The sequence below is a fragment of the Rhodococcus sp. ENV425 genome (assembly GCF_002887785.1).
Taxonomy (GTDB): Bacteria; Actinomycetota; Actinomycetes; order Mycobacteriales; family Mycobacteriaceae; genus Rhodococcus; species Rhodococcus aetherivorans.
Genome location: NZ_PCZU01000031.1, coordinates 1 through 21859, shown reverse-complemented (window position 1 = coordinate 21859; position 21859 = coordinate 1). Strand labels below are relative to the sequence as shown.

Below are 21859 nucleotides of genomic sequence, written 5' to 3'. Positions count from 1 at the left end.
GTACATGTGGTGCGCCCACACCGCGATCGAGAGCGCCGCGATGGCCAGGGTCGCGTAGACCAGGCCGGTGTAGCCGAAGATCGGCTTGCGGGAGAAGACCGGGAAGATCTCCGAGACGATGCCGAAGAACGGCAGCGCGATGATGTACACCTCGGGGTGGCCGAAGAACCAGAACAGGTGCTGCCACAGCATGACGCCGCCGTTGGCGGGGTCGAAGATGTGCCCGCCCAGGTGGCGATCGACGAAGAGGCCGAAGAACGCGGCGGTCAGCAGCGGGAACGCCAGGAGGATGAGCACGCTGGTGATGAGGATGTTCCAGGTGAAGATGGGCATCCGGAACATCGTCATGCCGGGGGCGCGCAGGCACACGACGGTGGTGATGAAGTTGACCGCACCGAGGATGGTGCCCAGACCCATCACGCCGAGGCCGAGGACCCAGAAGTCACCACCGACGCCGGGCGAGTGCAGCTCACTGGTGAGCGGGCTGTAGGCAGTCCAGCCGAAGTCGGCCGCACCACCGGGGGTGATGAAGCCGGCGGTCACGATCGTCGCGCCAAACAGGTACAGCCAGTAGCTGAACGAGTTCAGACGCGGGAACGCGACGTCGGGCGCGCCGATCTGCAGCGGCAGGATGTAGTTCGCGAAGGCGAACACGACCGGGGTCGCGTACATCAGCAGCATGATCGTGCCGTGCATGGTGAACAGCTGGTTGTACTGCTCGTTCGACAGGAACTGCAGACCCGGGACCGCGAGCTCGGTGCGGATGAGCAGAGCCATCACGCCACCGATGAGGAAGAACGCGAACGAGGTGACCATGTACATGATCCCGAGCATCTTGGGATCCGTGGTCGTGATCATCTTGTAGAAGAACGAGCCCTTGGGTCCCTGCCGCGGCGGGTACGGCCTCGCTGCAGCTATCTCCGGGACTGGCTGGGGCGCTACGGCAGTCACTAATCCTCCTGATTGCGCGCTCGACTCGCAGTGCGAGACGAACGTTCTCTGGCTTGCGCTGATCGAATCGTAGACGGTGCGACCACCGCACGCTCACCGGGTCCTACTCAGTGTCGTACTCGGCGGTCGAGCATACCGGCGGGGGTCTGTGACCCACGCAACCCGGGGCCGTGGCACACCTCACCGAGCACACGGTTTCGCCCACACACTAAGGTAAGCGTTCCCTAACTGTTTGCGATCCCGAGAGACGAGGTCCACCGTGTATCCCCTCCCCCTGCGCCGCGGCATCGCCGCCCTGGCGGCGTCCCTGACCGCGGCCGTGCTGCTCGCGGGCTGTTCCTCCGGCGAGACGGCCGAGCAGACCCCCGCCACCGCGGGCTTCCCACGCACCGTCGAGCACTTCCGCGGAACGACCACCGTCGAGTCCCAGCCGCTGCGGGTCGTCGCGCTCGACACCAGCTACGCGGACGCGACGCTGCTGCTCGAGTCCGACCTCGTCGGCTACGTCGACTACCGCACCGAGGGACTGCCCGACTACCTCGGTGACAGCCGCCGGCAGTTCGCCGCCGAGGCCACCTCCGTCGGTGCGGTCTCCGACGCGAGCCTGGAGAAGATCGCCGCGCTGCACCCCGACCTGATCCTGTCCGCCGACGTGCGCGACGGCGAGAACTACGACAAGCTCTCCGCCATCGCGCCCACGGTCTTCTCCGAGAGCACCGGGCCGACGTGGAAGGACAACATCCGTCTCGCCGCGCGGGCCCTCGGCAAGGAGGACCTCGCCGAACAGAAGATCGCCGACTACGAGGCCCGGGCGAAGGCCATCGGCGACGAGATCAACGCCACAGCCGGCAACCCCACCGTCTCGGTGGTCCGCTTCGCCGGTGAGCCCACCGCCCGCCTCTACCGCACCACGTCGTTCAGCGGCATCGTCCTCGAGGACGCCGGCCTGGCCCGCCCCGCGAGCCAGGGACCCGACCCGGCCGATCCGAGCAGCATCATGAACGCGATCAGCCCCGAACTCATCGGCGAGGCGGACGCGAATGTGATCTTCGTCAGCATGTACCGCGACGGGGAGGGCAAGTCCGAGGCGGCGGCGCAGCCGTTCCTCTCCAACCCGCTGTGGCAGAACCTGCGCGGCCGGAAGGTGGACGTGGACGACAGCCTGTGGATGACGCCGGTGTCCATCCAGGGCGCGCACGAGATCCTCGACGACCTCGCCGAGGCGTTCGGGGTCGATCCGCACACCAGTTAACCTGGACCGTCCCCTAGACAGGAGTGGTCGTATGCCCGCAGCGTCCCGGTCTCGCGCCGTCACGTGCACCGTCGCCCTCGCCGCCGTCGCGGCACTCGGGTTGGCGGGATGCGCGGAGGCGACGGACGATCCGGCGAGCAGCATCGTGCGCACCACCACCCGCATCGCCGGGGCGGCCGTCGTCGGGATCGAACGCGACACGACCACCGCGTGCGCGCTCCCCAGCCCCCCGGACCCGGGGCAGCCCGCCGGCGGCACCCGGTCGGTGATCCACACCGGCGGCGTCTCCGAGGTGCCCGCCGACCCGCAGCGGATCGTCGTGCTCGACGCCGCCGCGATGGACGCGGTGTGCGCCCTGGGCCTGTGGGAGCGGGTGGTCGGCACGACCACCGACGTCGCCCGGGCCGAGTACCTGGGCACGGGGATCGCGACGCTGCCGTCGGTGGGCACCACATCGGCGCCCGACGTCGCGCTCATCGACGGCGTGGAGCCGGACCTCATCCTCGGCTCGTCCGCCGACCCGGAGCTCTACCGCCGGCTCGGCACCGTCGCGCCGACGGTGCTCGTCGGCTCCGACCCGGTGTTCTGGCGGCAGCAGTTCCTCCGCGCCGGCGAAACACTCGGACGCTCGCAAGCGGCCGGCCGCGTGCTCGACGACTACCGCGCGACCGCGACGGACGTCGGCAAGGCGGTGACCGCGTCGCAGACCCAGGCGTCGATCGTGCGGTTCAACGGCGACGGCGCCGTCGTCGAGGGCACCGCCTCGTTCGCCGGACAGGTCCTCGCCGACGCCGGCGCCGCGCGCCCGCCCGCACAGCGGTTCGGTGTGCAGGACGGGCGCGCGGACGCCCCGCTCGACGAGGCCGACCCGGCCGCCGCGGAGGGCGACCTGATCTACGTCCGCTTCGCCGGCGAGGACGGCGTCGCGCACGGCAGCGAGGTAATGGACTCCGAGGCGTGGCTCGAGCTCGGGGCGGTCACCGACAGCCGGCTGTTCGCGGTGGACGACCTGGTGTGGTCCACGCCCGGCCCGGTGGCCGCGAAGGCCGTCCTGACGGATGTGCGCAACACCCTCAACGGCTATTCCAACTGAGTCGACCTCGTCGAAAGGCGCCCGGGGACATGCCTATTCCGGAGTTCGTCGCGCAACTGCGCGCACAGGTCGGTCCCGCGCCGCTGTGGCTGCCCGGCGTCAGCGCCGTCGTCGTCGACCCCGACGGACGGGTGCTGCTGACCCGTCGCGCGGACAACGGCCTGTGGGCCGTGGTCTCGGGCATCCTGGAACCCGGCGAGGAACCCGCCGTCGCGGCCGTGCGCGAGGTGCGGGAGGAGACCGGCGTCGACGCCGAGATCGTCCGGCTCACGAGCGTGGACGTGACCGCTCCGATCACCTATCCCAACGGGGACGTCGCGCGGTACCTGGACGTGTGCTTCCTGATGCGCCCGACGGGTGGCGTGGCCCACGTCGCCGACGACGAGAACCTCGAGGTGGCCTGGTTCGCGCCGGATTCGTTGCCGCAGAACATGACCGCCACGTCGGTGCTGCGCCTGGAGAAGGCGCTGCGGGACGTGCCGGAGGCGTGGTTCCGCCGCCCCTGACGGTGCGCCTGACGCCCACCTGACGGCCGAATGTCACACGTGCTCGATCAGATCGAACGCGTGTGACATTCGGCCACAACAGGTGGACCGTGGGGTCAGAAGTCCCAGTCCTCGTCCTCGGTGACGACGGCCTTGCCGATCACGTACGAGCTGCCCGAGCCGGAGAAGAAGTCGTGGTTCTCGTCGGCATTCGGGGACAGCGCGGACAGGATCGCCGGGTTCACGTCGGTCTCGTCCTTGGGGAACAGCGCCTCGTAGCCGAGGTTCATCAGGGCCTTGTTGGCGTTGTACCGCAGGAACTTCTTGACGTCCTCGGTGAGCCCGGCCTCGTCGTAGAGGTCCGCGGTGTACTGGGTTTCGTTGTCGTACAGCTCGAACAGCAGATCGAAGACCCAGTCCTTGAGCTCGTCGCGCTCGGCCTGGGTGATCTGCTCGAGGCCGCGCTGGTACTTGTAGCCGATGTAGTAGCCGTGCACGGCCTCGTCGCGGATGATCAGCCGGATCATGTCCGCGGTGTTGGTCAACTTCGCCCGCGACGACCAGTACATCGGCAGGTAGAAGCCCGAGTAGAACAGGAACGACTCGAGCAGCGTCGAGGCAGCCTTGCGCTTGAGCGGGCTGTCGCCCTGGTAGTAGTCGAGGACGATCTGCGCCTTGCGCTGCAGGTTGTCGTTCTCCTCCGACCAGCGGAACGCGTCGTCGATCTGGCGGGTGGAGCACAGCGTCGAGAAGATGCTCGAGTACGACTTGGCGTGCACCGACTCCATGAACGCGATGTTGGTGAGCACCGCCTCCTCGTGCGGGGTCACCGCGTCCGGGATCAGCGACACCGCGCCGACGGTGCCCTGGATCGTGTCGAGCAGGGTCAGACCGGTGAACACGCGCATGGTCAGTTCCTGCTCGTACTCGGTGAGCGTGCCCCACGACGGGATGTCGTTGGACACCGGGACCTTCTCCGGCAACCAGAAGTTGCCGGTGAGGCGGTCCCACACCTCCGAGTCCTTCTCGTCCGGAACGCGGTTCCAGTTGATCGCCGAGACGCGGTCGATCAGTTTGACGTGGGCGCCGTCGGCCGGCGAGTGCGCGCGGGGTGCGGAGGTCATCTGTCTTTCCCTACCTGAGTTTTGATGTGTACCGGCAAGATTCGTCACAGCATGCAGGAGACGCAGCCCTCGACCTCGGTGCCCTCGAGCGCCATCTGCCGCAGCCGGATGTAGTACAGCGTCTTGATTCCCTTGCGCCAGGCGTAGATCTGCGCCTTGTTCACGTCGCGGGTGGTGACGGTGTCCTTGAAGAACAACGTCAGCGACAGGCCCTGGTCGACGTGCTGGGTGGCCGCCGCGTACGTGTCGATGATCTTCTCGTACCCGATCTCGTACGCGTCCTGGAAGTACTCCAGGTTGTCGTTGGTCAGGTAGGGAGCGGGGTAGTAGACGCGGCCGATCTTGCCCTCCTTGCGGATCTCGATCTTCGACGCCACCGGGTGGATGGAACTGGTGGAGTTGTTGATGTACGAGATCGACCCGGTCGGCGGCACGGCCTGCAGGTTCTGGTTGTAGATGCCGTGCTCCTGGACCGACGCCTTCAGCGCACGCCAGTCGTCCTGCGTGGGAATCGCCACGTCGGCGTCGGCGAAGAGCTGCCGCACGCGGGCGGTGGCCGGCTCCCACACCTGGTCGGTGTACTTGTCGAAGAACTCGCCCGAGGCATACTTCGACTCGGGGAAGCCCTTGAAGTACGTGCCCCGCTCGATGGCGAGCCGGTTCGACGCGCGCAGCGCGTGGAACAGCACGGTGTAGAAGTAGATGTTCGTGAAGTCGACGCCCTCTTCGGAGCCGTAGAAGATGCGCTCACGGGCGAGGTAGCCGTGCAGGTTCATCTGCCCGAGGCCGATCGCGTGGGAGTCGTTGTTGCCCTGCTCGATCGACGGCACCGAGTAGATGTGGGTCTGGTCCGACACGGCGGTCAGCGCCCGGATCGCCACCTCGATGGTGTGCGCGAAGTCCGGCGAGTCCATCGCCTTGGCGATGTTCAGCGAGCCGAGATTGCACGAGATGTCCTTGCCCACATGGCTGTAGGACAGGTCCTCGTTGAACGTCGACGGCGTGGAGACCTGCAGGATCTCCGAGCACAGGTTCGAGTGGGTGATCTTGCCCTGAATGGGATTGGCCCGGTTGACGGTGTCCTCGAACATGATGTACGGGTAGCCGGACTCGAACTGCAGTTCCGCAACCGTCTGGAAGAACTCGCGCGCCTTGATCTTCGACTTGCGGATGCGCTTGTCGTCGACCATCTCGTAGTACTTCTCGGTGACGTCGATGTCGGCGAACGGCACACCGTAGATGCGCTCGACGTCGTACGGCGAGAACAGGTACATGTCCTCGTTGCGCTTCGCCAGCTCGAACGTGATGTCGGGGATGACGATGCCCAGCGAGAGGGTCTTGATGCGGATCTTCTCGTCCGCGTTCTCGCGCTTGGTGTCGAGGAAGCGGTAGATGTCGGGGTGGTGGGCGTGCAGATACACCGCGCCGGCGCCCTGGCGGGCCCCGAGCTGGTTGGCGTAGGAGAAGGAGTCCTCGAGCAGCTTCATGATCGGGATGACGCCGGAGGACTGGTTCTCGATCTGCTTGATCGGCGCCCCGTGCTCTCGGATGTTGCTCAGCAGCAACGCAACCCCGCCTCCGCGCTTGGACAGCTGCAGTGCCGAGTTGATCGAGCGGCCGATGGACTCCATGTTGTCCTCGATGCGCAGCAGGAAGCAGGAGACGGGCTCGCCGCGCTGCTTCTTGCCGGAGTTGAGGAACGTCGGGGTCGCGGGCTGGAACCGGCCGGAGATGATCTCGTCGACGAGGTGGGTCGCGAGCTGCTCGTCGCCGGCGGCCAGGGTCAGCGCGACCATGCAGACGCGGTCCTCGAACCGCTCCAGGTAGCGCTTGCCGTCGAACGTCTTGAGCGTGTACGAGGTGTAGTACTTGAACGCACCCAGGAACGTCGGGAAGCGGAACTTCTTCGAGTAGGCGTGCTCGAAGAGCTGCTTGACGAACGGGCGGGAGTACTGCTCGAGCACCTCGGGCTCGTAGTAGTTCTCCTCCACGAGGTAGTCGAGCTTCTCCTCGAGGTTGTGGAAGAACACCGTGTTCTGGTTGACGTGCTGCAGGAAGTACTGGCGCGCGGCGGCGACGTCCTTGTCGAACTGGATCTCGCCGTTGGGCCCGTAGAGGTTCAACATCGCGTTGAGCGCGTGGTAGTCGAGTCCCTTGAGGGATTCGTCGATCTTGGCGCTCGCTGCCGGCGCGGCATCGGTGACGGTCACGGTGCTTGCTCCCACTGTGAGTAGACGGGTTCGCCGCGCACCCGTATCCCCGACGGTGACGCAGCGTTGATGGAGTGGACGAGTGTGGGTGAGGTCGCGGTTACGCCGACTGCAACGCCTGCGCCCAGAACTGTGCCAGGCCCTCGCGGACGCGCTCGACGTCCTCGGCGGTACCCATCAGTTCGAACCGGTAGAGGTACGGGACCTTGCACTTCTGGGAGACCACATCCCCGGCGTAACAATAGGATTCGCCGAAGTTGGTGTTGCCGGCGGCGATGACCCCGCGAATCAGCGCACGGTTGCGCGGATTGTTGAGGAACCGGATGACCTGCTTGGGCACGAAGTTCGTGTCCCGGCCGGTCGCGGTGGTGCCGCCGCCGTAGGTCGGCAGGATCAGCACGTACGGCTCGTGCACCTCGAAGGTGCCGTCACGGTCGTGCAGCGGAATCCGGGTGGCCGGCAACCCCAGTCGCCGGACGAATCGGTGCGTGTTCTCCGATGTGCTCGAGAAATACACCAACGAGGTCATGGATGTCTCACATCACTTCGCTCGGGTCCGGCGACCGGCCGCAGGGGCGGTGGGTCGGCGCGCGACGGGTCAGGCGGCGACGGCGAGGGCCTTGATCCGGTCCGGGCGGAAGCCGGACCAGTGCTCGTCACCGGCGACCACCACGGGGGCCTGCAGGTAACCGAGGGCCATCACGAAGTCCCGCGCTTCCGGGTTCTCCGAGATGTCGACGACGGCGTACTCGATACCGGCCTTGTCGAGGGCACGGTAGGTGGCATTGCACTGAACGCAGGCAGGCTTGGTGTAGACGGTGATGTTCATGGTTTCCCCTTTTCGACAACCTGACGACTGACTGCACAGCAGTGCCTCGAGGCCCGTCGTACCAGCACGATCCCGCTTCCCCGAGGGACCGGAAACGATCAAGCCTTCCAGCGCTCTAGACACTACACCTAGTGGCCGACAGATTCATAGAACGCGAGATGTTGTGAGTTACAGCCGTGATATTCCCAGGTCGTTACTCACCGCGCGGGGCTGTCGGGCAGGTACGGGAGCACGTCCTCGAGGTGCACCGGAAGCCGGCGCACCCGCGCCCCGGTGGCGTGCCGGAGGGCATTGACGACCGCCGCGGCGCTGCCGACGATGCCGATCTCCCCGACCCCGCGCGACCCCATCGGTGTGGCGTGCAGGTCGTCCTCGTCGAGCCAGGTCGCGTCCACGTCGCCGACGTCGGCATTGGTGGGGATGTGGTACTCCGCAAGGTCGTGGTTGACCACGTGGCCGGTGCGGGGATCGCGGATGCTCTCCTCGTGCAGGGCCATGGAGATGCCGAAGCACATCCCGCCGATCAGCTGCGAACGGGCGGTGCGGGGGTTGACCACCCGGCCCACGGAGAACACGCCGAGCATCCTCGGCACCCGGATCTCGCCCGTGTCGACATCCACCCGCACCTCGGCGAAATGCGCGCCGAACGACTGGATGCGGTAGTGCTCGAGCGCGGGATTCTCCTCGGCCGTCGCCGATGCCTCGGCACCCGGCTCCGGTCGATCCCCGTGCCGCTTGCGGAACGCGTGGGCCGCGGCGACGATCGCCGTGCCCCACGACGAGGTACCGGAGGATCCGCCGGCGACGGTGGCGTTCGGCAGGGCCGAGTCACCGATCTCGAGATGGATGTCCTCGGGCCGGCAGCCGAGCGCGTCGGCCGCGACGAGGGTGAGCGTGGTCCATGCTCCGGTCCCGATGTCCGCGGCGCCGGTGCGGACGGTGAAGCGCCCGTCGCCCTCGTGCCGGACCGCGACCTCGGTGCCGGGGTTGACCAGGTGCGGGTAGCTCGCCGCGGCCACTCCGGTCCCCACGAGCCACCGGCCGTCGCGGCGGGTGCCAGGCGTGCGGTCGGCGGCGTCCCAGCCGAAACTGCGGCTCCCCTCCCGCAGGCACTCCACCAGCCGGCGCGAGGACCAGGGCCGGCCGGACTCGGGATCGGCGGGCGGGTCGTTGCGGACCCGCAGTTCGATCGGGTCCATGCCGCACGCCACCGCCAGCTCGTCCATCGCGACCTCGCCGGCGAACATCCCGGGGGCCTCCCCCGGCGCACGCATCCAGTAGGGCGCGGGCACGTCGAGCGCGACGATGCGGTGCGAGGTGCGCCGATACGGCGAGGCGTACATCCCCCGCGACGGCACCGCCGTCTGCTCCGCGTACTCGCGCACGTGCGAGGACTGCGAGAAGGCCTCGTGCACCATGGCTTCGAGACGCCCTTCCCGGCTCGCGACGAGGCGGACGTGCGAGACGGTGGGCGGCCGGTAGCCGACGTACCCGAACATGTCCTGCCGGGACACGGCGAACTTGACCGCCCGGCCGGGCAGCAGGCGCGCCGCCATCGCCGCCACGACGTCGTGCGCGTGCGGCGCCCCCTTGGACCCGAAACCACCCCCGACGTAGGGACTGATCACCCGCATCTGCTGGGGGCGCAGACCGAGCACGGGAGCCAGCGTGGAGACGACGCCGTGGGCGCTCTGCGTGGAGTCGTACAACGTCAACGACTCGCCGGACCACTCGGCCACGACCGTGTGCGGTTCGAGGGGGTTGTTGTGCTCCTCCGGGGTGGAATACCAGCCGTCGACCACGACGCCCTCGCGCTCCGCGGCCTCGGCCGCTGCGGCATCGCCCTGTTCCGTGTCGGTCGGATATCCGCCGTTGGCCTGTTCCGGGGCATAGCTGCGCGGGTGGTCGTGCCGGAACGCGACGTCGTGCGGCGCGGACCCGTACTCCACCCGGACCAGTTCGCTTGCGTGTCGCGCGATCTCGGGCGTCTCGGCGACCACGGCGGCGACGATCTGCCCCCGGAAGGCGACGTCCGGGCTCTGCAGGACCGCGTACTCGGCCTCCGAGGTGTCCGCCAGGCGGGGGGCACTCCACGGGGTGAGAACGACGAGCACGCCGGGCAGGGCCTCCGCCTCCGCGGTCTCGATGCGGGTCACCGTTCCCCGCGCCACGGTTGCCGTGACCGGGACGAGGTAGGCCGGGTCGTCGACCGGATGCTCGTACGCGTAGGGCGCGGTTCCGGCCACCTTCCGCGGGCCGTCCACCCGCGGCGTCGACGTGCCGATCGGGCGCTGGGCCGAGTGAGTCATGCGACTGCCTCCGAGGTGAGTTCACGCAGTACCGAGACGAGGGTGCGGCGCAGCAGCGGCACCTTGAACTCGTTGCCGTCGAGGGGCCGGGCATCGGCGAGTTCCGCGTCGGCGGCCGCAGCGAAGACGCGGTCACCGGGGGCGCTCCCCAGCAGGACGTGCTCGGCGCGATGGGCGCGCCACGGCCGGTGCGCGACGCCGCCGAGGGCGATGCGGCATCCGGTGACGACGCCGTCGGCGACCGTCAGGTCCGCCGCCACCGAGACGAGCGCGAACGCGTACGACGCCCGGTCGCGCACCTTGCGGTACGTCGAGACGGCGCCTTCGGGCGCCGGGATCTCGACGTCCAGGATCAGCTCGTCGCGCTCGAGCACCGTGTCGTACTCGGGGCTTTCGCCGGGAAGCCGGTAGAGCTGCTCGACGGGGATGCACCGCTCCCCCTGCGATCCGAGCACCGTCACCTGGGCGTCGAGCGCGAGCAGCGCCACCGCCATATCCGACGGGTGGGTGGCGACGCACTGTTCGGAGGCGCCGAGGATGGCGTGGTAGCGGGTGTAGCCACCGATCGCGGTGCAGCCGCTGCCCGGGGTGCGCTTGTTGCACGGGGTCGACGGGTCCCGGAAGTACACGCAGCGGGTCCGCTGGAGCAGATTGCCGGCGGTGGTGGCCATGTTGCGCAGCTGCGGGGAGGCGCCGGCCAGCAGGGCCCGGGCCAGGACCGGGTACCGGCGGCGGACGATCGGGTGGGCGGCCAGGTCGCTGTTGCGCACGTTGGCGCCGACGCGCAGCCCGCCTTCGGCGGTCTCCTCCACGATGTCGAGCGACAGGCGGGAGACGTCGACGAGGACGTCGGGCGCGGTGACGCCGAGCTTGAGGTGGTCCACCAGGTTCGTGCCGCCGGCGAGGAAGGCGGCACCCGGGTGGCCGGCGACCGCGGCGACCGCGGCGGCGGGATCGGCAGGCGTCTCGTAGCGGAACGTCTTCACGAGCAGTGCCCCTCCCCGCGCGCGACGTGGCGGAGCGCTTCGACGATGTTGGGGTAGGCCGCGCAGCGGCACAGGTTTCCGCTCATGCGTTCGCGGATCTCGTCGTCGGTCAGTTCCGGGTCCTGTGTGAGGTCCGCGGTGACGTGGCTCGGGGAACCCTTGGCGGCCTCGTCGAACATCCCGACGGCGGAGCAGATCTGGCCCGGTGTGCAGTAGCCGCACTGGAAGGCGTCGCATTCGACGAACGCCTGGGGCAGGTGCGAGGGACCGTCGTCCGCGATGCCGGCGGCGGTGACGACGTCGGCGCCGTCGTGGGCGACCGCGAGCGACAGGCAGCTCACGATGCGCCGGGAGTCGAGCAGGACCGTGCACGCGCCGCACTGGCCGTGGTCGCAGCCCTTCTTCGGGGAGTAGATCCCGAGCCGGTCGCGCAGGGCATCGAGGAGCGTGGTGCGCACGTCGACGGTGCAGCGGCGCTCACGGCCGTCGACGCGCAGGGTGATCGTGTGCTCGTGTTCGCCGGGACTGTCGCTCTCGTGCGCCATGGGCTCCTCCGTCGCGGTGGGGACTGGCGAGGTATTCCCCGCAGCATGCCCCGGCAATCACGGCTGCGGGCGCGAATGGGGTACGGACGGTGACGGCCCCGGACCTGGCGTGGTCCGGGGCCGTTCGGTGTGCGGCCGGCTCAGGCGTCGACGAGTTCCCGGCGGGCGTCGGCGAGCTGGGCGAGCAGCGCGGAGATCTGCTCGGCGACCTCGGCGTTCTCCTTGGGGTGGGCGTCGCCGAACTTGTCGATGGTGCCGCCGATGGACAGCTGCAGGCCCGTCCGGCTGCCGGCGATGCCGAGCGCCTTGACGGTCTCCTCGAGCGCCCACTTCGCGCCGTTGCCGCTGGGCGAGGCGCTGATGACGGCGACGGGCTTGCCGGCCAGGGCGCCGGCGCCGTACGGGCGGGAGAGCCAGTCGATGGCGTTCTTGAGCACGGCGGGGATGGTGCCGTTGTACTCGGGGGTGACGAGCAGGAGGGCGTCGGCCTCGCTCGCCGCGACGCGCAGCGCCCCGGCGGCGACGGGCGCGCCGGTCTCGCCGTCGAGGTCCTCGTTGTAGAAGGGCACCTCGCCGAGGCCTTCGTACACGGAGACCTCGACGCCCTGCGGCGCGACGGCGGCCGCGGTCTCGGCGAGGCGGCGGTTGACGGAGGCGGAGCGCAGGCTGCCGACGAGAGCGAGAACGCGGGTCTGGGACATGGGGGTGTTTCCTTCGGTTCGGGTGTCCGGGTCTGACTCCACTCTAAACGGACCGCGGTCCACTTCCATTCCCGGGCGGTACTGTGACGTGGTGAACATTCCGCTGCTGCCGCTGGTCGGGGACGAGGGCGTCGAACGGTGCGACGCGGCCCGCAACCGGCGCCGGCTCCTCGAGGCGGCCTCGCTCCTCGTCGCCGAACGCGGCGTCGACGCGGTCACGATGGACGCCGTCGCCGCGCGCGCCGGGGTCGGCAAGGGCACCGTCTTCCGCCGCTTCGGCTCCCGTGCGGGACTCATGCGCGCCCTGCTCGACCATTCCGAACAGGCCCTGCAGCAGCAGTTCCTCACCGGTCCCCCGCCGCTCGGACCCGGCGCCGATCCCGTCGACCGGCTCGTCGCGTTCGGTCGTGCCCGCATCCGTCTCGTGGAGGTGCAGGGCGAGGTGCTCCGCGCCGCGGAGAGTTCCGCCGAGGCACGGTTCAATGCCCCGGCACGGGCCGTCAGCCTGACCCACATCGAGGTCCTGCTTCGCGCTGCGGGTGTCGACGGCGACCTCCCGCTGCTGGCCCAGGCCCTGTTCGCCCCGCTCGAGGCCACCCTGGTCCTGCATCAGTGGCGCGATCTGGGGTTCTCGCTCGACCGGCTCGCCGACGGGTGGGCGGACCTGGCCCGCCGCGTCGTCACGGCGCCGCCCGCCGCCGGGCGGGCGGTACCGTGACCGGCATGCGGCGGACTCTCGGGCTCTCGATTCTCCTCGCGCTGGCCGCGACGACGGCCGCCTGCGCGGGCGACGGCGCCGCCGCCCCGCCCCAGGACCCGGCCGTGCTCGTGGGGCGGGCGTTCGTCTCCACCGCCGTGTCGGGCCCGCAGATTCCCGGCGGCGGCCCACTGGTCGTGGAGTTCCCCGATGCGGGCCGGATCGCCGCCACCGCCGGCTGCAACCGTTCGTTCGGGTCGGTGGAACTCGGTGACGGCGTGCTGCGCGCCGATCGGCTCGGCAGCACTCTCATGTCGTGCCCGCCGCCGCTCGACCGCGCCGACACCTGGCTGTCCGATCTGCTGGCGTCGGAACCGCGCTGGCGTCTCGACGGCGACGTACTCACCCTCGACGGCGGGGACGTGTCCGTCTCACTGCTCGACCGCACGGTCGCCGACCCCGACCGTCCCGTCGTGGACACGCACTGGGTGCTCACCGAACTCGTCACGGCCGACGCGGTGTCGATCTCCCGCGCCCTCGAGGACGCCGCGCCCACCCTGACCGTCGCCGGCGACGGCACGGTCTCGGGCAGCACCGGCTGCAACCGGTTCACCGGTACCGCGACCGTCGGAGACACCGTGGTCACGTTCGGGCCGCTGGCCACCACCCGCGCGGCGTGCCCCGACCCGGAGCTCGCGCGGATCGAGTCGGCCGTCCTGGGAGTGCTGTCCGGCGAGGTGCGGTACACGGTCGAGGGTGCGGCGATGCGGCTGACCGCCGCCGACGGTGTCACCGGCCTCGGATACACCGCCCGCTGACGAGCCGGCTTCGGCTCAGTACCGCTCGACCAGCCACTGCGCGAGTGCGCGGGCACTGGCATCGACCTTGGCCGGCCAGTCCAGGGCGGTCTCGTCGGCGTGGTCGCTCACGTGCTTGACGAGCCGGCACTGCGCGCCCATGCGGGATGCGGCGAGCGCGACCGCGAAGCCCTCCATGTCGACGAGGTCGGCGCGGGCGGCGAGCGCGTCACGCACCTGCGCGTCCGAGACGAAGGAATCGCCCGTGGCGAGCACCGTCCCGTCCCCGTCGTCGAGTTCGAGCACGTCCTCGACCGGGTAGCCGAGGCTGCGCAGCACCTCGCTGCTGATGTCGTGATTGATCACCGCCGAGGGGACGTAGAGGCCGCCGTGGTGCAGGTGTAGCGCCCCGGCGGTCCCGATGTTGACCACCACCGGCGGGGTCCCGCGCCGGTGCCGCGCCAGCGCCTCGGTCACCGCGACGGCCGCGTGCACCTTGCCGATGCCGGTGATCACCGTCTCGTAGTGCGCCGGCACGTGCGCTGCCTCGGACTTCGTGGCGGCGACGACGAGGATCTCGGTCAACTTTTCTCTCCCAGCGCGAGGGTCGCGAGCGCCGCCCGGTGCAGCGCCCGCCCGTACCCCGCACCGTAGCCCGCCGCGTGCACCGCCAGCGGATGCAGCTGGTGCATCGGCACGCGCTCGCGCCATCCGGCCCGCAGCGGGCACGTGGCGTCGTAGGCCGCGACGATCTCGTCGAGCCGGGGGCAGCCGAACAGTGCCAGCATCGCCAGGTCCGTCTCGCGATGACCGCCGTGCGCCGCCGGGTCGATCAGCACCACCCCCGCGGCGGTCCACAGCACGTTGCCGTTCCACAGGTCGCCGTGCAGGCGGGCGGGGGGTGCACCGTCGTCGAACTCCCCGGCGGCGACGCGCGCGCAGGCCCGCTCGACGTCGGGCAGCTGCGCGGCGGTGACGCTGCCGGCGTCCACCGCGATCCGCAGGAACGGCTCGACCCGTTCCACCACGTAGAACTCGCCCCAGCTCGCGTGGACCGTGCTACTCATCGGCCGCTTGCCGATGAACAGCTGGCCGTCGAATCCGTCCGGTGCGCAACCGAATCCGGCGGCGCCCGCGGCGTGCATACGCGCCAGGCGAGCGCCGAACTCCCGAGCCGCCGCGGCGGTGGGGGCCGCCTCGGTCAACCGCTCGAGGTCGATGTGGTCCACCCCGACGTCGCGGACACCGGCAACGGGCATGCCGGCGTCCGCGAGCCAGGCCAGCCCGGCGGCCTCGGCGCGGAAGAAGTCGGGGTGAGCCCCGGCCCGGTGCTTGCGGAAGACGTCGCTGCTCATCGCCACGAGTGTGCCCGCGGCGCGCCGCGCATGTCACCCGAGCAGACCGTCGGGCGTCCCGCTAGGGTTCGGAATATGGCGAACCTTCGCGAGCAGATCATCGAGGAACTCGGCGTCCGGCCGACGATCGACCCCCGGGCGGAGGTCCGGTCCCGCGTGCAGTTCCTGAAGGACTACGTCGTGTCGACCCCCGCCAAGGGGTTCGTTCTCGGCATCAGCGGCGGTCAGGACAGCACCCTCGCCGGCCGGCTCGCCCAGCTCGCGGCGGAGGAACTGCGGGCCGAGGGCCGCGAGGCCGAGTTCGTCGCGGTGCGGCTGCCCTACGGCGAGCAGGCCGACGAGCACGACGCGCAGGTCGCGCTGGAGTTCATCGGTCCCGACCGCTCGTTGCGGATCAACGTCAAGCCCGGTGCCGACGCCTCGGCCGCCGAGGTCGGGCAGGCCATGCACGAGATCTACGGCAACGGATCGCAGCTGAGCGACTTCGTGCGGGGCAACATCAAGGCCCGCGAGCGGATGATCCTGCAGTACGCGATCGCCGGCGAGCTCGGCTACCTGGTGGTCGGGACGGACCACGCCGCCGAGGCGGTGACCGGGTTCTTCACCAAGCACGGCGACGGCGGGGTGGACCTGACCCCGCTCGCCGGCCTGACGAAGCGGCAGGGCGCAGCGCTGCTGCGCGAACTCGGGGCTCCCGACAGCACCTGGCAGAAGGTGCCGACCGCGGATCTCGAGGAGGACCGGCCGGCCCTTCCGGACGAGGTGGCCCTGGGTATGACCTACGCGGAGATCGACGACTACCTCGAGGGCAAGGACGTCACCCCGGAGCTGGCCGAGAAGCTCGAGCGGACGTTCCTGAACACCCGGCACAAGCGGACGGTGCCGGTGTCGCCGTTCGACACCTGGTGGCGCTGACAGCCACCCCGCCCGGCGGCCGGGCCGATCCGCTCAGCCCGGCGGCCGGGCCTGATCCCGTCAGCCGCCGGCGAACGGCGGGAGGACGTCGACCGTAGGTCCGGCGGCGCGTCCGAGGTCGCGGGTGAGTTCGGAGTCGATGAGGAACGCGGCCACCGACAACACCCGCGCCATCTCGGCGCCGTGACGGTCGATCAGGGCGGTCTTGAGGGTGCCCAGATCCACCGACGGCGCCAGCGCCACCGTCTCCTTCTCCACTCCGGCCGCGTCCGCCGCCGCCGCGAAATACCGCACCTCGATGCCCGTCACGGTCTCACCCACCGATAGCTCCCATGCTGCGCTGCGGCGGGGTGAAGTCCGCCGCGTCGATGCCGTGTCCGGCCCACTTGTTCCACATTGCACCACGCCACAGCGCGGCGAGCTCGTCGTCGTTCGCGCCGCCGCGCAGCGCCGCCCGCAGGTCGGTCTCCCGGTCGCTGAACAGGCACGAGCGCACGGTGCCCTCCGACGTCAGGCGGGTGCGGTCGCAGTCCGAGCAGAACGACCGGGTCACCGACGCGATGATGCCGACCGTCGCGGGCCCGCCGTCGACCGCCCAGCGTTCGGCCGGCGCCGACGGGTCCTCGCGGCCGACCTCGGTGAGGGCGAAGCGGGCGGAGAGCACGTCGAGCAGCCGCTGCGCGGGCACCATGTTCGCCCGGGCCCACTCGTGGTCGGCGTCGAGCGGCATCTGCTCGATGAACCGCAGCTGCACGCCCTCGTCGAGGCACCAGGCCAGCAGGTCCGCGGCCCCGTCGAGGGTCTGCGGCATGAGCACCGCGTTGACCTTCACCGGCGCGAACCCGGCCGCCTTGGCCGCGCGGATCCCGTCGAGCACCGAATCCAGCCGATCGCGCCGGGTCAGCCGGGCGAACCGCGCGCGGTCGACCGAGTCCAGGGAGATGTTGACCCGGGTCAGGCCCGCCTCCGCCAGCGCCCGGGCACGATGGGCGAGTCCCACCGCGTTGGTCGTCACCGCCAGCGGGATGCCGGGGACGGCGCGCGCACACCCGGCGACGATCTGCTCGAGGTCCCGCCGCATGAGCGGCTCCCCGCCGGTGAAGCGCACCTCCCGGACCCCGAGCCGGTGCACCGCGACGGCCACGAGCCGCACGATCTCGTCGGCGCTGAGCAGCCGCTCGCGCGGGATCGCCGGCAGCCCCTCCTCGGGCATGCAGTACGTGCAGCGCAGCGAGCACTTCTCGGTGATCGACACCCGCAGGTCGCGCGCGACACGCCCGAACCGGTCCAGCAGTTCGGGAGTGTCGGGCCGGTCGGAGACGTCGTCGACAGCGGCAGGGCGCACCGCCGGGATCCCCACGTGCACCGCGGTCATCGGGCCTCCGTCCTCATGACCCTCAGTATGCCGTCGCGGGCCCCGTCGTGCGGGAGGAGCAGAAACCACGACCCGGACGAGGACGCACGGCGCCGCGAGCGATGTGCCTAGGATTGGCCCATGGCGGGCGGCAGGCGGTCGGTGGAGGAGCATGCGCGACACGTGGCGACGTTGCTCTCCCCGTTGCTGATCCGCGGTACCGAACCGGTGCCGCTGCTCGAAGCGCTCGGCCGGGTGCTGGCCGAGGACGTCGTCGCTCCGATCGACCTCCCCACCTTCCGCAATTCGCAGATGGACGGCTACGCGGTCGACACGGCCTCGCTCACCGCGGCGCCCGCGGCCCTGCCCGTGCGTGCCGTCCTCGCGGCCGGCGACGGGGTCGTCGCGCACGTGCCCGGGACCGCCACCAAGATCATGACCGGCGCGCCACTGCCCACCGGTGCCGACGCCGTCGTTCCCGTCGAGGACACCGTGCCGGTCGAGGACACCGTGCCGGTCGAGGACACCGCGGCCGAGGGGCGGGGACTCCGGGTCACGGTGTGCAGGCTGCCCGAACCGGGGGCATACGTGCGCGAGCGCGGCAGCGACATCCACCGCGGTCGCACGCTGCTGCCCGCGGGCACCGTCGTCGCGGCCCGGCACGTCGCGGCGCTCGCCGCCGTCGGCCTGACCCACGTGTCCGTCCGGACTCGGCCGCGCGTGGCGGTGATCTCGACCGGCAGCGAACTGGTGCCCGGAGGAAGCGTTCTCGCCCCGGGCAAGATCCACGACTCGAACGGGCCGGCCCTGGCCGCCAGCGCGGCCGCCAACGGGGCGCTGGTGGTCTCGGTGGATCGCAGCGGCGACGATGCGGAGGTGTTCGCGGCGAAACTCGCTCGCGCCGCCGCCGTCGCCGAGGTGGTGTTCACCTCGGGCGGGGTGTCGAAGGGCGACTTCGAGGTCGTCAAGGACGTGCTCGGCCCGCGAGGGGCCGAATTCGTGTCGGTGGCGATGCAGCCGGGCGGTCCGCAGGGCACGGCACTGGTGGATTCCGTGCCGGTGCTGACCTTCCCCGGCAATCCGGTCAGCGCGCTGGTCTCGTTCGAGGTGTTCGCCCGGCCGGTACTGCGGGCCGCCGCGGGGCTGCCCGCCGTCGAGCCCGAGACCCGGCCTCTGTCAACAGGTCTCAGCTCCGTGCCGGGCAAGCGCCAGTTCCTGCGCGCTCGCCGCGACGGCGGCGCCGTGGTGGCGATTCCCGGCGCCGGGTCCCACCTGATCGCCGCGATGGCCACCGCGGACGTACTGCTCGACATCCCCGCCGACACCTCGGACCTCGAACCCGGAGAACTCGTGAAGGTACTACCGCTATGACCGAACCGCACGACCTCACCCCGCCCGACGGCGGGGCCCTGAGTCACCTCGACGACCGGGGCCGCGCCCGCATGGTCGACGTGTCCGGCAAGGCCGACACCGCCCGCGTCGCGGTCGCCGCCGGCGAACTCGTCACCACCGCGGAGGTGGTGTCGCTGGTGCGGGCCGACGACATGCCCAAGGCGGACGTGCTCGCCACCGCGCGGATCGCCGGGATCGCGGCGGCCAAGCGCACGTGGGAGCTGATTCCGCTGTGCCACCAGTTGGCGCTGTCGTCGGTGAAGGTCACCTTCGGGTTCACCGACACCGCGATCACGATCGAGGCGACGGCAAAGACGAAGGGCCCCACAGGCGTCGAGATGGAGGCCCTCACCGCCGTCGCGGTGGCCGGGCTGACGTTGCACGACATGGTCAAGGCCGTCGACCCCGCCGCGGTGCTGAACGGAGTGCGGTTGGTCTCGAAGGAGGGCGGCAAGCGCGGGCACTGGCAGCGCGACGAGGCGGAGAGCGCCGCACCGGCGGAGGACGAGACCGTCACGCCGGACGAGGACGACATCCTGGAGCAGGCCGGCGTGCCGGCGACGGTGCTCGTCGCGTCCACGGGTGTGGCTGCCGGTACGCGGGAGGACAGGACGGGCCCGCTGATCGCGGACTTTCTCGAGGCGCGCGGCTTCACGGTGCGGGGTCCTCTGGTGTATGCCGACGCGGACATCGCGTGGGGCCTCGAGGACGCGCTCGCCGGCGACCCGGCCCTGGTGATCTCCACCGGCGGGACCGGCGCCTCCCCCACGGACGCGACCCCGGAGGCGACGCTGGCGCTGCTGGACCGCGAGCTGCCGGGGGTCGCCGAGGCCATCCGCCTGCGCGGCCTGCAGGCCACCCCGCACGCCTCGCTGTCACGCGGCGTGGCCGGGCTGGTGGGCCGCACGGTGGTGGTCAATCTGCCCGGCTCACCGGGTGGCGTGAAGGACGGGCTGGCGGTGCTCGAGCCGATTCTCGGCCACCTGCTGGCCCAGGTCGCCGGAGGAGGCGCGCATGAATGAGCTGCTGGCACGGATCTCGGCCGAGCCGCTCGACCCGGCGTCGATGGACGCCGCGGTCGCCGGCCCCCAGCACGGGGCGGTGGTGCTGTTCAGCGGGGTGGTGCGCAACCACGACGGCGGGCGCGCGGTGAGCGCGCTCGAGTACCGGGCGCACCCCGAGGCGGAGCGATTCCTGCGTCGCTGTTGCGAACAGGTGGCGGCGGAGTCGGGACTGCCGGTCGCCGCGGTCCACAGAGTGGGCGATCTCACCATCGGCGATCTCGCGCTGGTGGCGGCGGTGGCGGCACCGCACCGGGCCGAAGCCTTCGCTGTGTGCGCCGAACTGGTCGAACGCATCAAACGCGAGGTCCCCATCTGGAAGCGGCAGCGATTCGAGGACGGTCTGTCCGAGTGGGTCGGCCTCGACGCGTGCGCCGACGAGCATCCCGGCGTGGGGTAGGCTGCGGTAGTTCGGGCATCACGACGATGCTCACCGTCGTGGGATACCGGCGGGCCGGGATCGTGCCCGGTTCCGCATGCAATACCGGCATCGGCTTTCCTTGCGGCGATCCACTGCGCCCTCCGAGATCGTCTCGGGGTGCGTGCACGCTGCATCGAAAGGCAGTTCTGTACCTATGACCGTTTCCTTCTCCGACCTCGGCGTCCCCCGGACCCTGGTGGCATCCCTGGGCGACAGCGGCATCACGAGCCCGTTCCCGATCCAGGTCGACACGCTGCCCGACACGCTGGCCGGCCGTGACGTGCTCGGCCGGGGCCGCACGGGCAGTGGCAAGACGCTGGCGTTCTCCATTCCGCTCGCCGCGCGCCTGGCCGGCCGCGCCACCCGCGAGGCCGGCCGCCCGCGTGGGCTGGTGCTGGCTCCCACCCGCGAGCTGGCCACGCAGATCGCCGCGGTCGTCGAGCCCCTCGCGCGGGTCGCCGGGCTGCGGGTGACCACCATCTTCGGCGGAGTGTCGCAGAACCGGCAGGTCGACGCGCTGCGCCGCGGCGTGGACATCGTGATCGCCTGCCCGGGCCGCCTCGAGGACCTGATGCGGCAGAAGTTCGTCACGCTCGACGCGGTGGAGATCACCGTGCTCGACGAGGCGGACCACATGGCCGATCTCGGCTTCCTGCCCGGCGTGACGCGCATCATGAACGCGACCCCCAAGGACGGTCAGCGCCTGCTGTTCTCGGCCACGCTGGACAACGGCGTCGACAAGCTCGTCAAGCGGTTCCTGCGCAACGAGGTGCTGCACTCGGTCGACGAGGCGCACTCCCCGGTGGCGGCGATGACCCATCACGTGTTCGACGTCGACAACGCCGACACGAAGAAGGACCTCGTGCGGACCCTGGCGTCCGGTACGGGCCGGCGAATCCTGTTCATGCGCACCAAGCATCAGGCCCGCAAGCTCGCCCGTCAGCTCACCGAGTCCGGCATCCCGGCGGTCGATCTGCACGGCAACCTGTCGCAGAACGCGCGCGACCGCAACCTCGCGGCGTTCTCCTCCGGTGAGGCGCGTGTGCTCGTGGCCACCGACGTCGCGGCCCGCGGCGTCCACGTCGACGACGTGGAACTGGTGGTGCACGTCGACCCGCCGGCCGAGCACAAGGCGTACCTGCACCGTTCGGGCCGTACGGCCCGCGCCGGGAGCACCGGCGACGTCGTGACCGTGGTGCTGCCCGAGCAGCGCAAGGATCTGGCCGTCATCATGCGCAAGGCCGCGATCAAGGTCACTCCGGTGCGGGTGACGGCGAAGTCGGAGCACGTGCTGGACCTGGTCGGCGAGATCGCCCCGCACGTGAGCCCGTCGGTCAAGCAGGCCGCACCGGCCCCGTCCGGCGGTGGATCGCGACGGCCGG

General features: G+C 70.5%; 23 protein-coding genes. 10 read left to right on the top strand and 13 right to left on the bottom strand.

Annotation, left to right across the window (positions count from 1 at the left end; genetic code table 11):
* The coding region (locus tag CQZ88_RS01830) for a cbb3-type cytochrome c oxidase subunit I (protein ID WP_180986922.1) at positions 1-951 on the bottom strand (951 nt) is incomplete at its 3' end.
* A 259-nt stretch (positions 952-1210) separates the two neighbouring features.
* Here CQZ88_RS01830 and CQZ88_RS01825 point away from each other — a divergent pair.
* From CQZ88_RS01825 to CQZ88_RS01815, 3 genes are read left to right on the top strand one after another with little or no spacing between them, the layout of a single operon-like run.
* Entirely contained in the window at positions 1211-2203 is a 993-nt protein-coding gene (locus tag CQZ88_RS01825) for an ABC transporter substrate-binding protein (RefSeq protein WP_102799157.1), read from the top strand.
* A gap of 31 nt (positions 2204-2234) precedes the next feature.
* Positions 2235-3296: an ABC transporter substrate-binding protein gene (locus tag CQZ88_RS01820; protein ID WP_006940535.1), complete on the top strand. Its 1062-nt coding sequence runs from the start codon at positions 2235-2237 to the stop codon at positions 3294-3296.
* Positions 3297-3325: 29 nt separating this feature from the next.
* Positions 3326-3802 carry an NUDIX domain-containing protein gene (locus CQZ88_RS01815; RefSeq protein WP_006940537.1) on the top strand — a complete coding sequence of 159 codons (477 nt, stop codon included), beginning with the start codon at positions 3326-3328 and terminating at the stop codon, positions 3800-3802.
* 95 nt (positions 3803-3897) lie between these two features.
* On the opposite strand, the gene nrdF is transcribed toward CQZ88_RS01815, so the two are convergent.
* The 8 genes from nrdF to CQZ88_RS01775 form a co-directional block, all read right to left on the bottom strand.
* Entirely contained in the window at positions 3898-4905 is a 1008-nt protein-coding gene (gene nrdF / locus CQZ88_RS01810) for a class 1b ribonucleoside-diphosphate reductase subunit beta (protein ID WP_006940539.1), read from the bottom strand.
* A gap of 44 nt (positions 4906-4949) precedes the next feature.
* Positions 4950-7031 carry a class 1b ribonucleoside-diphosphate reductase subunit alpha gene (nrdE, locus tag CQZ88_RS01805; protein ID WP_206530652.1) on the bottom strand — a complete coding sequence of 694 codons (2082 nt, stop codon included), beginning with the start codon at positions 7029-7031 and terminating at the stop codon, positions 4950-4952.
* Between the two features lie 184 nt (positions 7032-7215).
* A complete protein-coding gene (gene nrdI, locus CQZ88_RS01800) occupies positions 7216-7644 on the bottom strand; it encodes a class Ib ribonucleoside-diphosphate reductase assembly flavoprotein NrdI (protein ID WP_006940545.1) in 429 nt (142 codons plus the stop codon).
* Positions 7645-7713: 69 nt separating this feature from the next.
* Positions 7714-7944, bottom strand: coding sequence for a redoxin NrdH (locus tag CQZ88_RS01795; RefSeq protein ID WP_006940556.1), 231 nt, complete (start codon positions 7942-7944; stop codon positions 7714-7716).
* A 197-nt stretch (positions 7945-8141) separates the two neighbouring features.
* The gene (locus tag CQZ88_RS01790) at positions 8142-10253 is read right to left on the bottom strand and encodes a xanthine dehydrogenase family protein molybdopterin-binding subunit (RefSeq protein ID WP_006940558.1); all 2112 of its coding nucleotides are present in this window, start codon (positions 10251-10253) and stop codon (positions 8142-8144) included.
* Complete coding sequence (locus CQZ88_RS01785) at positions 10250-11239, bottom strand: xanthine dehydrogenase family protein subunit M (RefSeq protein WP_006940561.1); 990 nt, start codon at positions 11237-11239, stop codon at positions 10250-10252. The genes CQZ88_RS01790 and CQZ88_RS01785 overlap by 4 nt, the downstream gene beginning before the upstream one ends.
* Positions 11236-11784, bottom strand: a complete 549-nt coding sequence (locus CQZ88_RS01780) for a 2Fe-2S iron-sulfur cluster-binding protein (RefSeq protein WP_006940562.1) — start codon at positions 11782-11784, stop codon at positions 11236-11238. The genes CQZ88_RS01785 and CQZ88_RS01780 overlap by 4 nt, the downstream gene beginning before the upstream one ends.
* A 140-nt stretch (positions 11785-11924) precedes the next feature.
* Positions 11925-12485 carry an NAD(P)H-dependent oxidoreductase gene (locus CQZ88_RS01775; RefSeq protein ID WP_006940564.1) on the bottom strand — a complete coding sequence of 187 codons (561 nt, stop codon included), beginning with the start codon at positions 12483-12485 and terminating at the stop codon, positions 11925-11927.
* 88 nt (positions 12486-12573) lie between these two features.
* On the opposite strand from CQZ88_RS01775, the gene CQZ88_RS01770 reads away from it, so the two are divergent.
* Entirely contained in the window at positions 12574-13203 is a 630-nt protein-coding gene (locus tag CQZ88_RS01770) for a TetR/AcrR family transcriptional regulator (RefSeq protein ID WP_006940565.1), read from the top strand.
* 5 nt (positions 13204-13208) lie between these two features.
* On the top strand, positions 13209-14000 hold the full coding sequence (locus CQZ88_RS01765) for an META domain-containing protein (protein ID WP_102799158.1): 792 nt from the start codon (positions 13209-13211) through the stop codon (positions 13998-14000).
* A gap of 15 nt (positions 14001-14015) precedes the next feature.
* On the opposite strand, the gene CQZ88_RS01760 is transcribed toward CQZ88_RS01765, so the two are convergent.
* The gene (locus CQZ88_RS01760; protein WP_006940567.1) at positions 14016-14564 is read right to left on the bottom strand and encodes a nucleosidase; all 549 of its coding nucleotides are present in this window, start codon (positions 14562-14564) and stop codon (positions 14016-14018) included.
* On the bottom strand, positions 14561-15334 hold the full coding sequence (locus CQZ88_RS01755; protein WP_043798877.1) for a fructosamine kinase family protein: 774 nt from the start codon (positions 15332-15334) through the stop codon (positions 14561-14563). The genes CQZ88_RS01760 and CQZ88_RS01755 overlap by 4 nt, the downstream gene beginning before the upstream one ends.
* A 75-nt stretch (positions 15335-15409) precedes the next feature.
* Between CQZ88_RS01755 and nadE the strand changes: the two genes are divergently transcribed.
* Complete coding sequence (gene nadE, locus CQZ88_RS01750; protein ID WP_006940569.1) at positions 15410-16249, top strand: ammonia-dependent NAD(+) synthetase; 840 nt, start codon at positions 15410-15412, stop codon at positions 16247-16249.
* Positions 16250-16309: 60 nt separating this feature from the next.
* Here the strand turns inward: nadE and CQZ88_RS01745 are convergent, their stop codons facing one another.
* The gene (locus CQZ88_RS01745) at positions 16310-16570 is read right to left on the bottom strand and encodes a MoaD/ThiS family protein (protein ID WP_006940570.1); all 261 of its coding nucleotides are present in this window, start codon (positions 16568-16570) and stop codon (positions 16310-16312) included.
* Positions 16563-17624, bottom strand: coding sequence for a GTP 3',8-cyclase MoaA (gene moaA / locus CQZ88_RS01740; RefSeq protein WP_006940571.1), 1062 nt, complete (start codon positions 17622-17624; stop codon positions 16563-16565). Before moaA ends, CQZ88_RS01745 begins: the two co-directional genes overlap by 8 nt.
* A gap of 162 nt (positions 17625-17786) precedes the next feature.
* On the opposite strand from moaA, the gene glp reads away from it, so the two are divergent.
* The 4 genes from glp to CQZ88_RS01720 all read left to right on the top strand — a co-directional run.
* Positions 17787-18974 carry a gephyrin-like molybdotransferase Glp gene (gene glp / locus CQZ88_RS01735; protein ID WP_374703801.1) on the top strand — a complete coding sequence of 396 codons (1188 nt, stop codon included), beginning with the start codon at positions 17787-17789 and terminating at the stop codon, positions 18972-18974.
* The gene (gene moaCB / locus CQZ88_RS01730) at positions 18971-20017 is read left to right on the top strand and encodes a bifunctional molybdenum cofactor biosynthesis protein MoaC/MoaB (protein WP_102799155.1); all 1047 of its coding nucleotides are present in this window, start codon (positions 18971-18973) and stop codon (positions 20015-20017) included. Before glp ends, moaCB begins: the two co-directional genes overlap by 4 nt.
* A complete protein-coding gene (locus CQZ88_RS01725; RefSeq protein ID WP_102799154.1) occupies positions 20010-20456 on the top strand; it encodes a molybdenum cofactor biosynthesis protein MoaE in 447 nt (148 codons plus the stop codon). Before moaCB ends, CQZ88_RS01725 begins: the two co-directional genes overlap by 8 nt.
* Before the next feature lie 175 nt (positions 20457-20631).
* Positions 20632-21859 (top strand): DEAD/DEAH box helicase (locus tag CQZ88_RS01720; RefSeq protein WP_102799153.1); only part of this gene is annotated, 1228 nt, incomplete at its 3' end.

Bases quoted from the DNA above. Each gene is read 5' to 3' on its own strand.
- CQZ88_RS01820 (WP_006940535.1), top strand. From the start codon at position 2,235: ATGCCCGCAGCGTCCCGGTCTCGCGCCGTCACGTGCACCGTCGCCCTC.
- CQZ88_RS01780 (WP_006940562.1), bottom strand. From the start codon at position 11,784: ATGGCGCACGAGAGCGACAGTCCCGGCGAACACGAGCACACGATCACC.
- CQZ88_RS01815 (WP_006940537.1), top strand. From the start codon at position 3,326: ATGCCTATTCCGGAGTTCGTCGCGCAACTGCGCGCACAGGTCGGTCCC.
- CQZ88_RS01790 (WP_006940558.1), bottom strand. From the start codon at position 10,253: ATGACTCACTCGGCCCAGCGCCCGATCGGCACGTCGACGCCGCGGGTG.
- moaA (WP_006940571.1), bottom strand. From the start codon at position 17,624: ATGACCGCGGTGCACGTGGGGATCCCGGCGGTGCGCCCTGCCGCTGTC.
- CQZ88_RS01765 (WP_102799158.1), top strand. From the start codon at position 13,209: ATGCGGCGGACTCTCGGGCTCTCGATTCTCCTCGCGCTGGCCGCGACG.
- CQZ88_RS01775 (WP_006940564.1), bottom strand. From the start codon at position 12,485: ATGTCCCAGACCCGCGTTCTCGCTCTCGTCGGCAGCCTGCGCTCCGCC.
- CQZ88_RS01725 (WP_102799154.1), top strand. From the start codon at position 20,010: ATGAATGAGCTGCTGGCACGGATCTCGGCCGAGCCGCTCGACCCGGCG.
- nadE (WP_006940569.1), top strand. From the start codon at position 15,410: ATGGCGAACCTTCGCGAGCAGATCATCGAGGAACTCGGCGTCCGGCCG.
- nrdI (WP_006940545.1), bottom strand. From the start codon at position 7,644: ATGACCTCGTTGGTGTATTTCTCGAGCACATCGGAGAACACGCACCGA.
- moaCB (WP_102799155.1), top strand. From the start codon at position 18,971: ATGACCGAACCGCACGACCTCACCCCGCCCGACGGCGGGGCCCTGAGT.
- nrdE (WP_206530652.1), bottom strand. From the start codon at position 7,031: ATGTTGAACCTCTACGGGCCCAACGGCGAGATCCAGTTCGACAAGGAC.
- CQZ88_RS01755 (WP_043798877.1), bottom strand. From the start codon at position 15,334: ATGAGCAGCGACGTCTTCCGCAAGCACCGGGCCGGGGCTCACCCCGAC.
- CQZ88_RS01795 (WP_006940556.1), bottom strand. From the start codon at position 7,944: ATGAACATCACCGTCTACACCAAGCCTGCCTGCGTTCAGTGCAATGCC.
- nrdF (WP_006940539.1), bottom strand. From the start codon at position 4,905: ATGACCTCCGCACCCCGCGCGCACTCGCCGGCCGACGGCGCCCACGTC.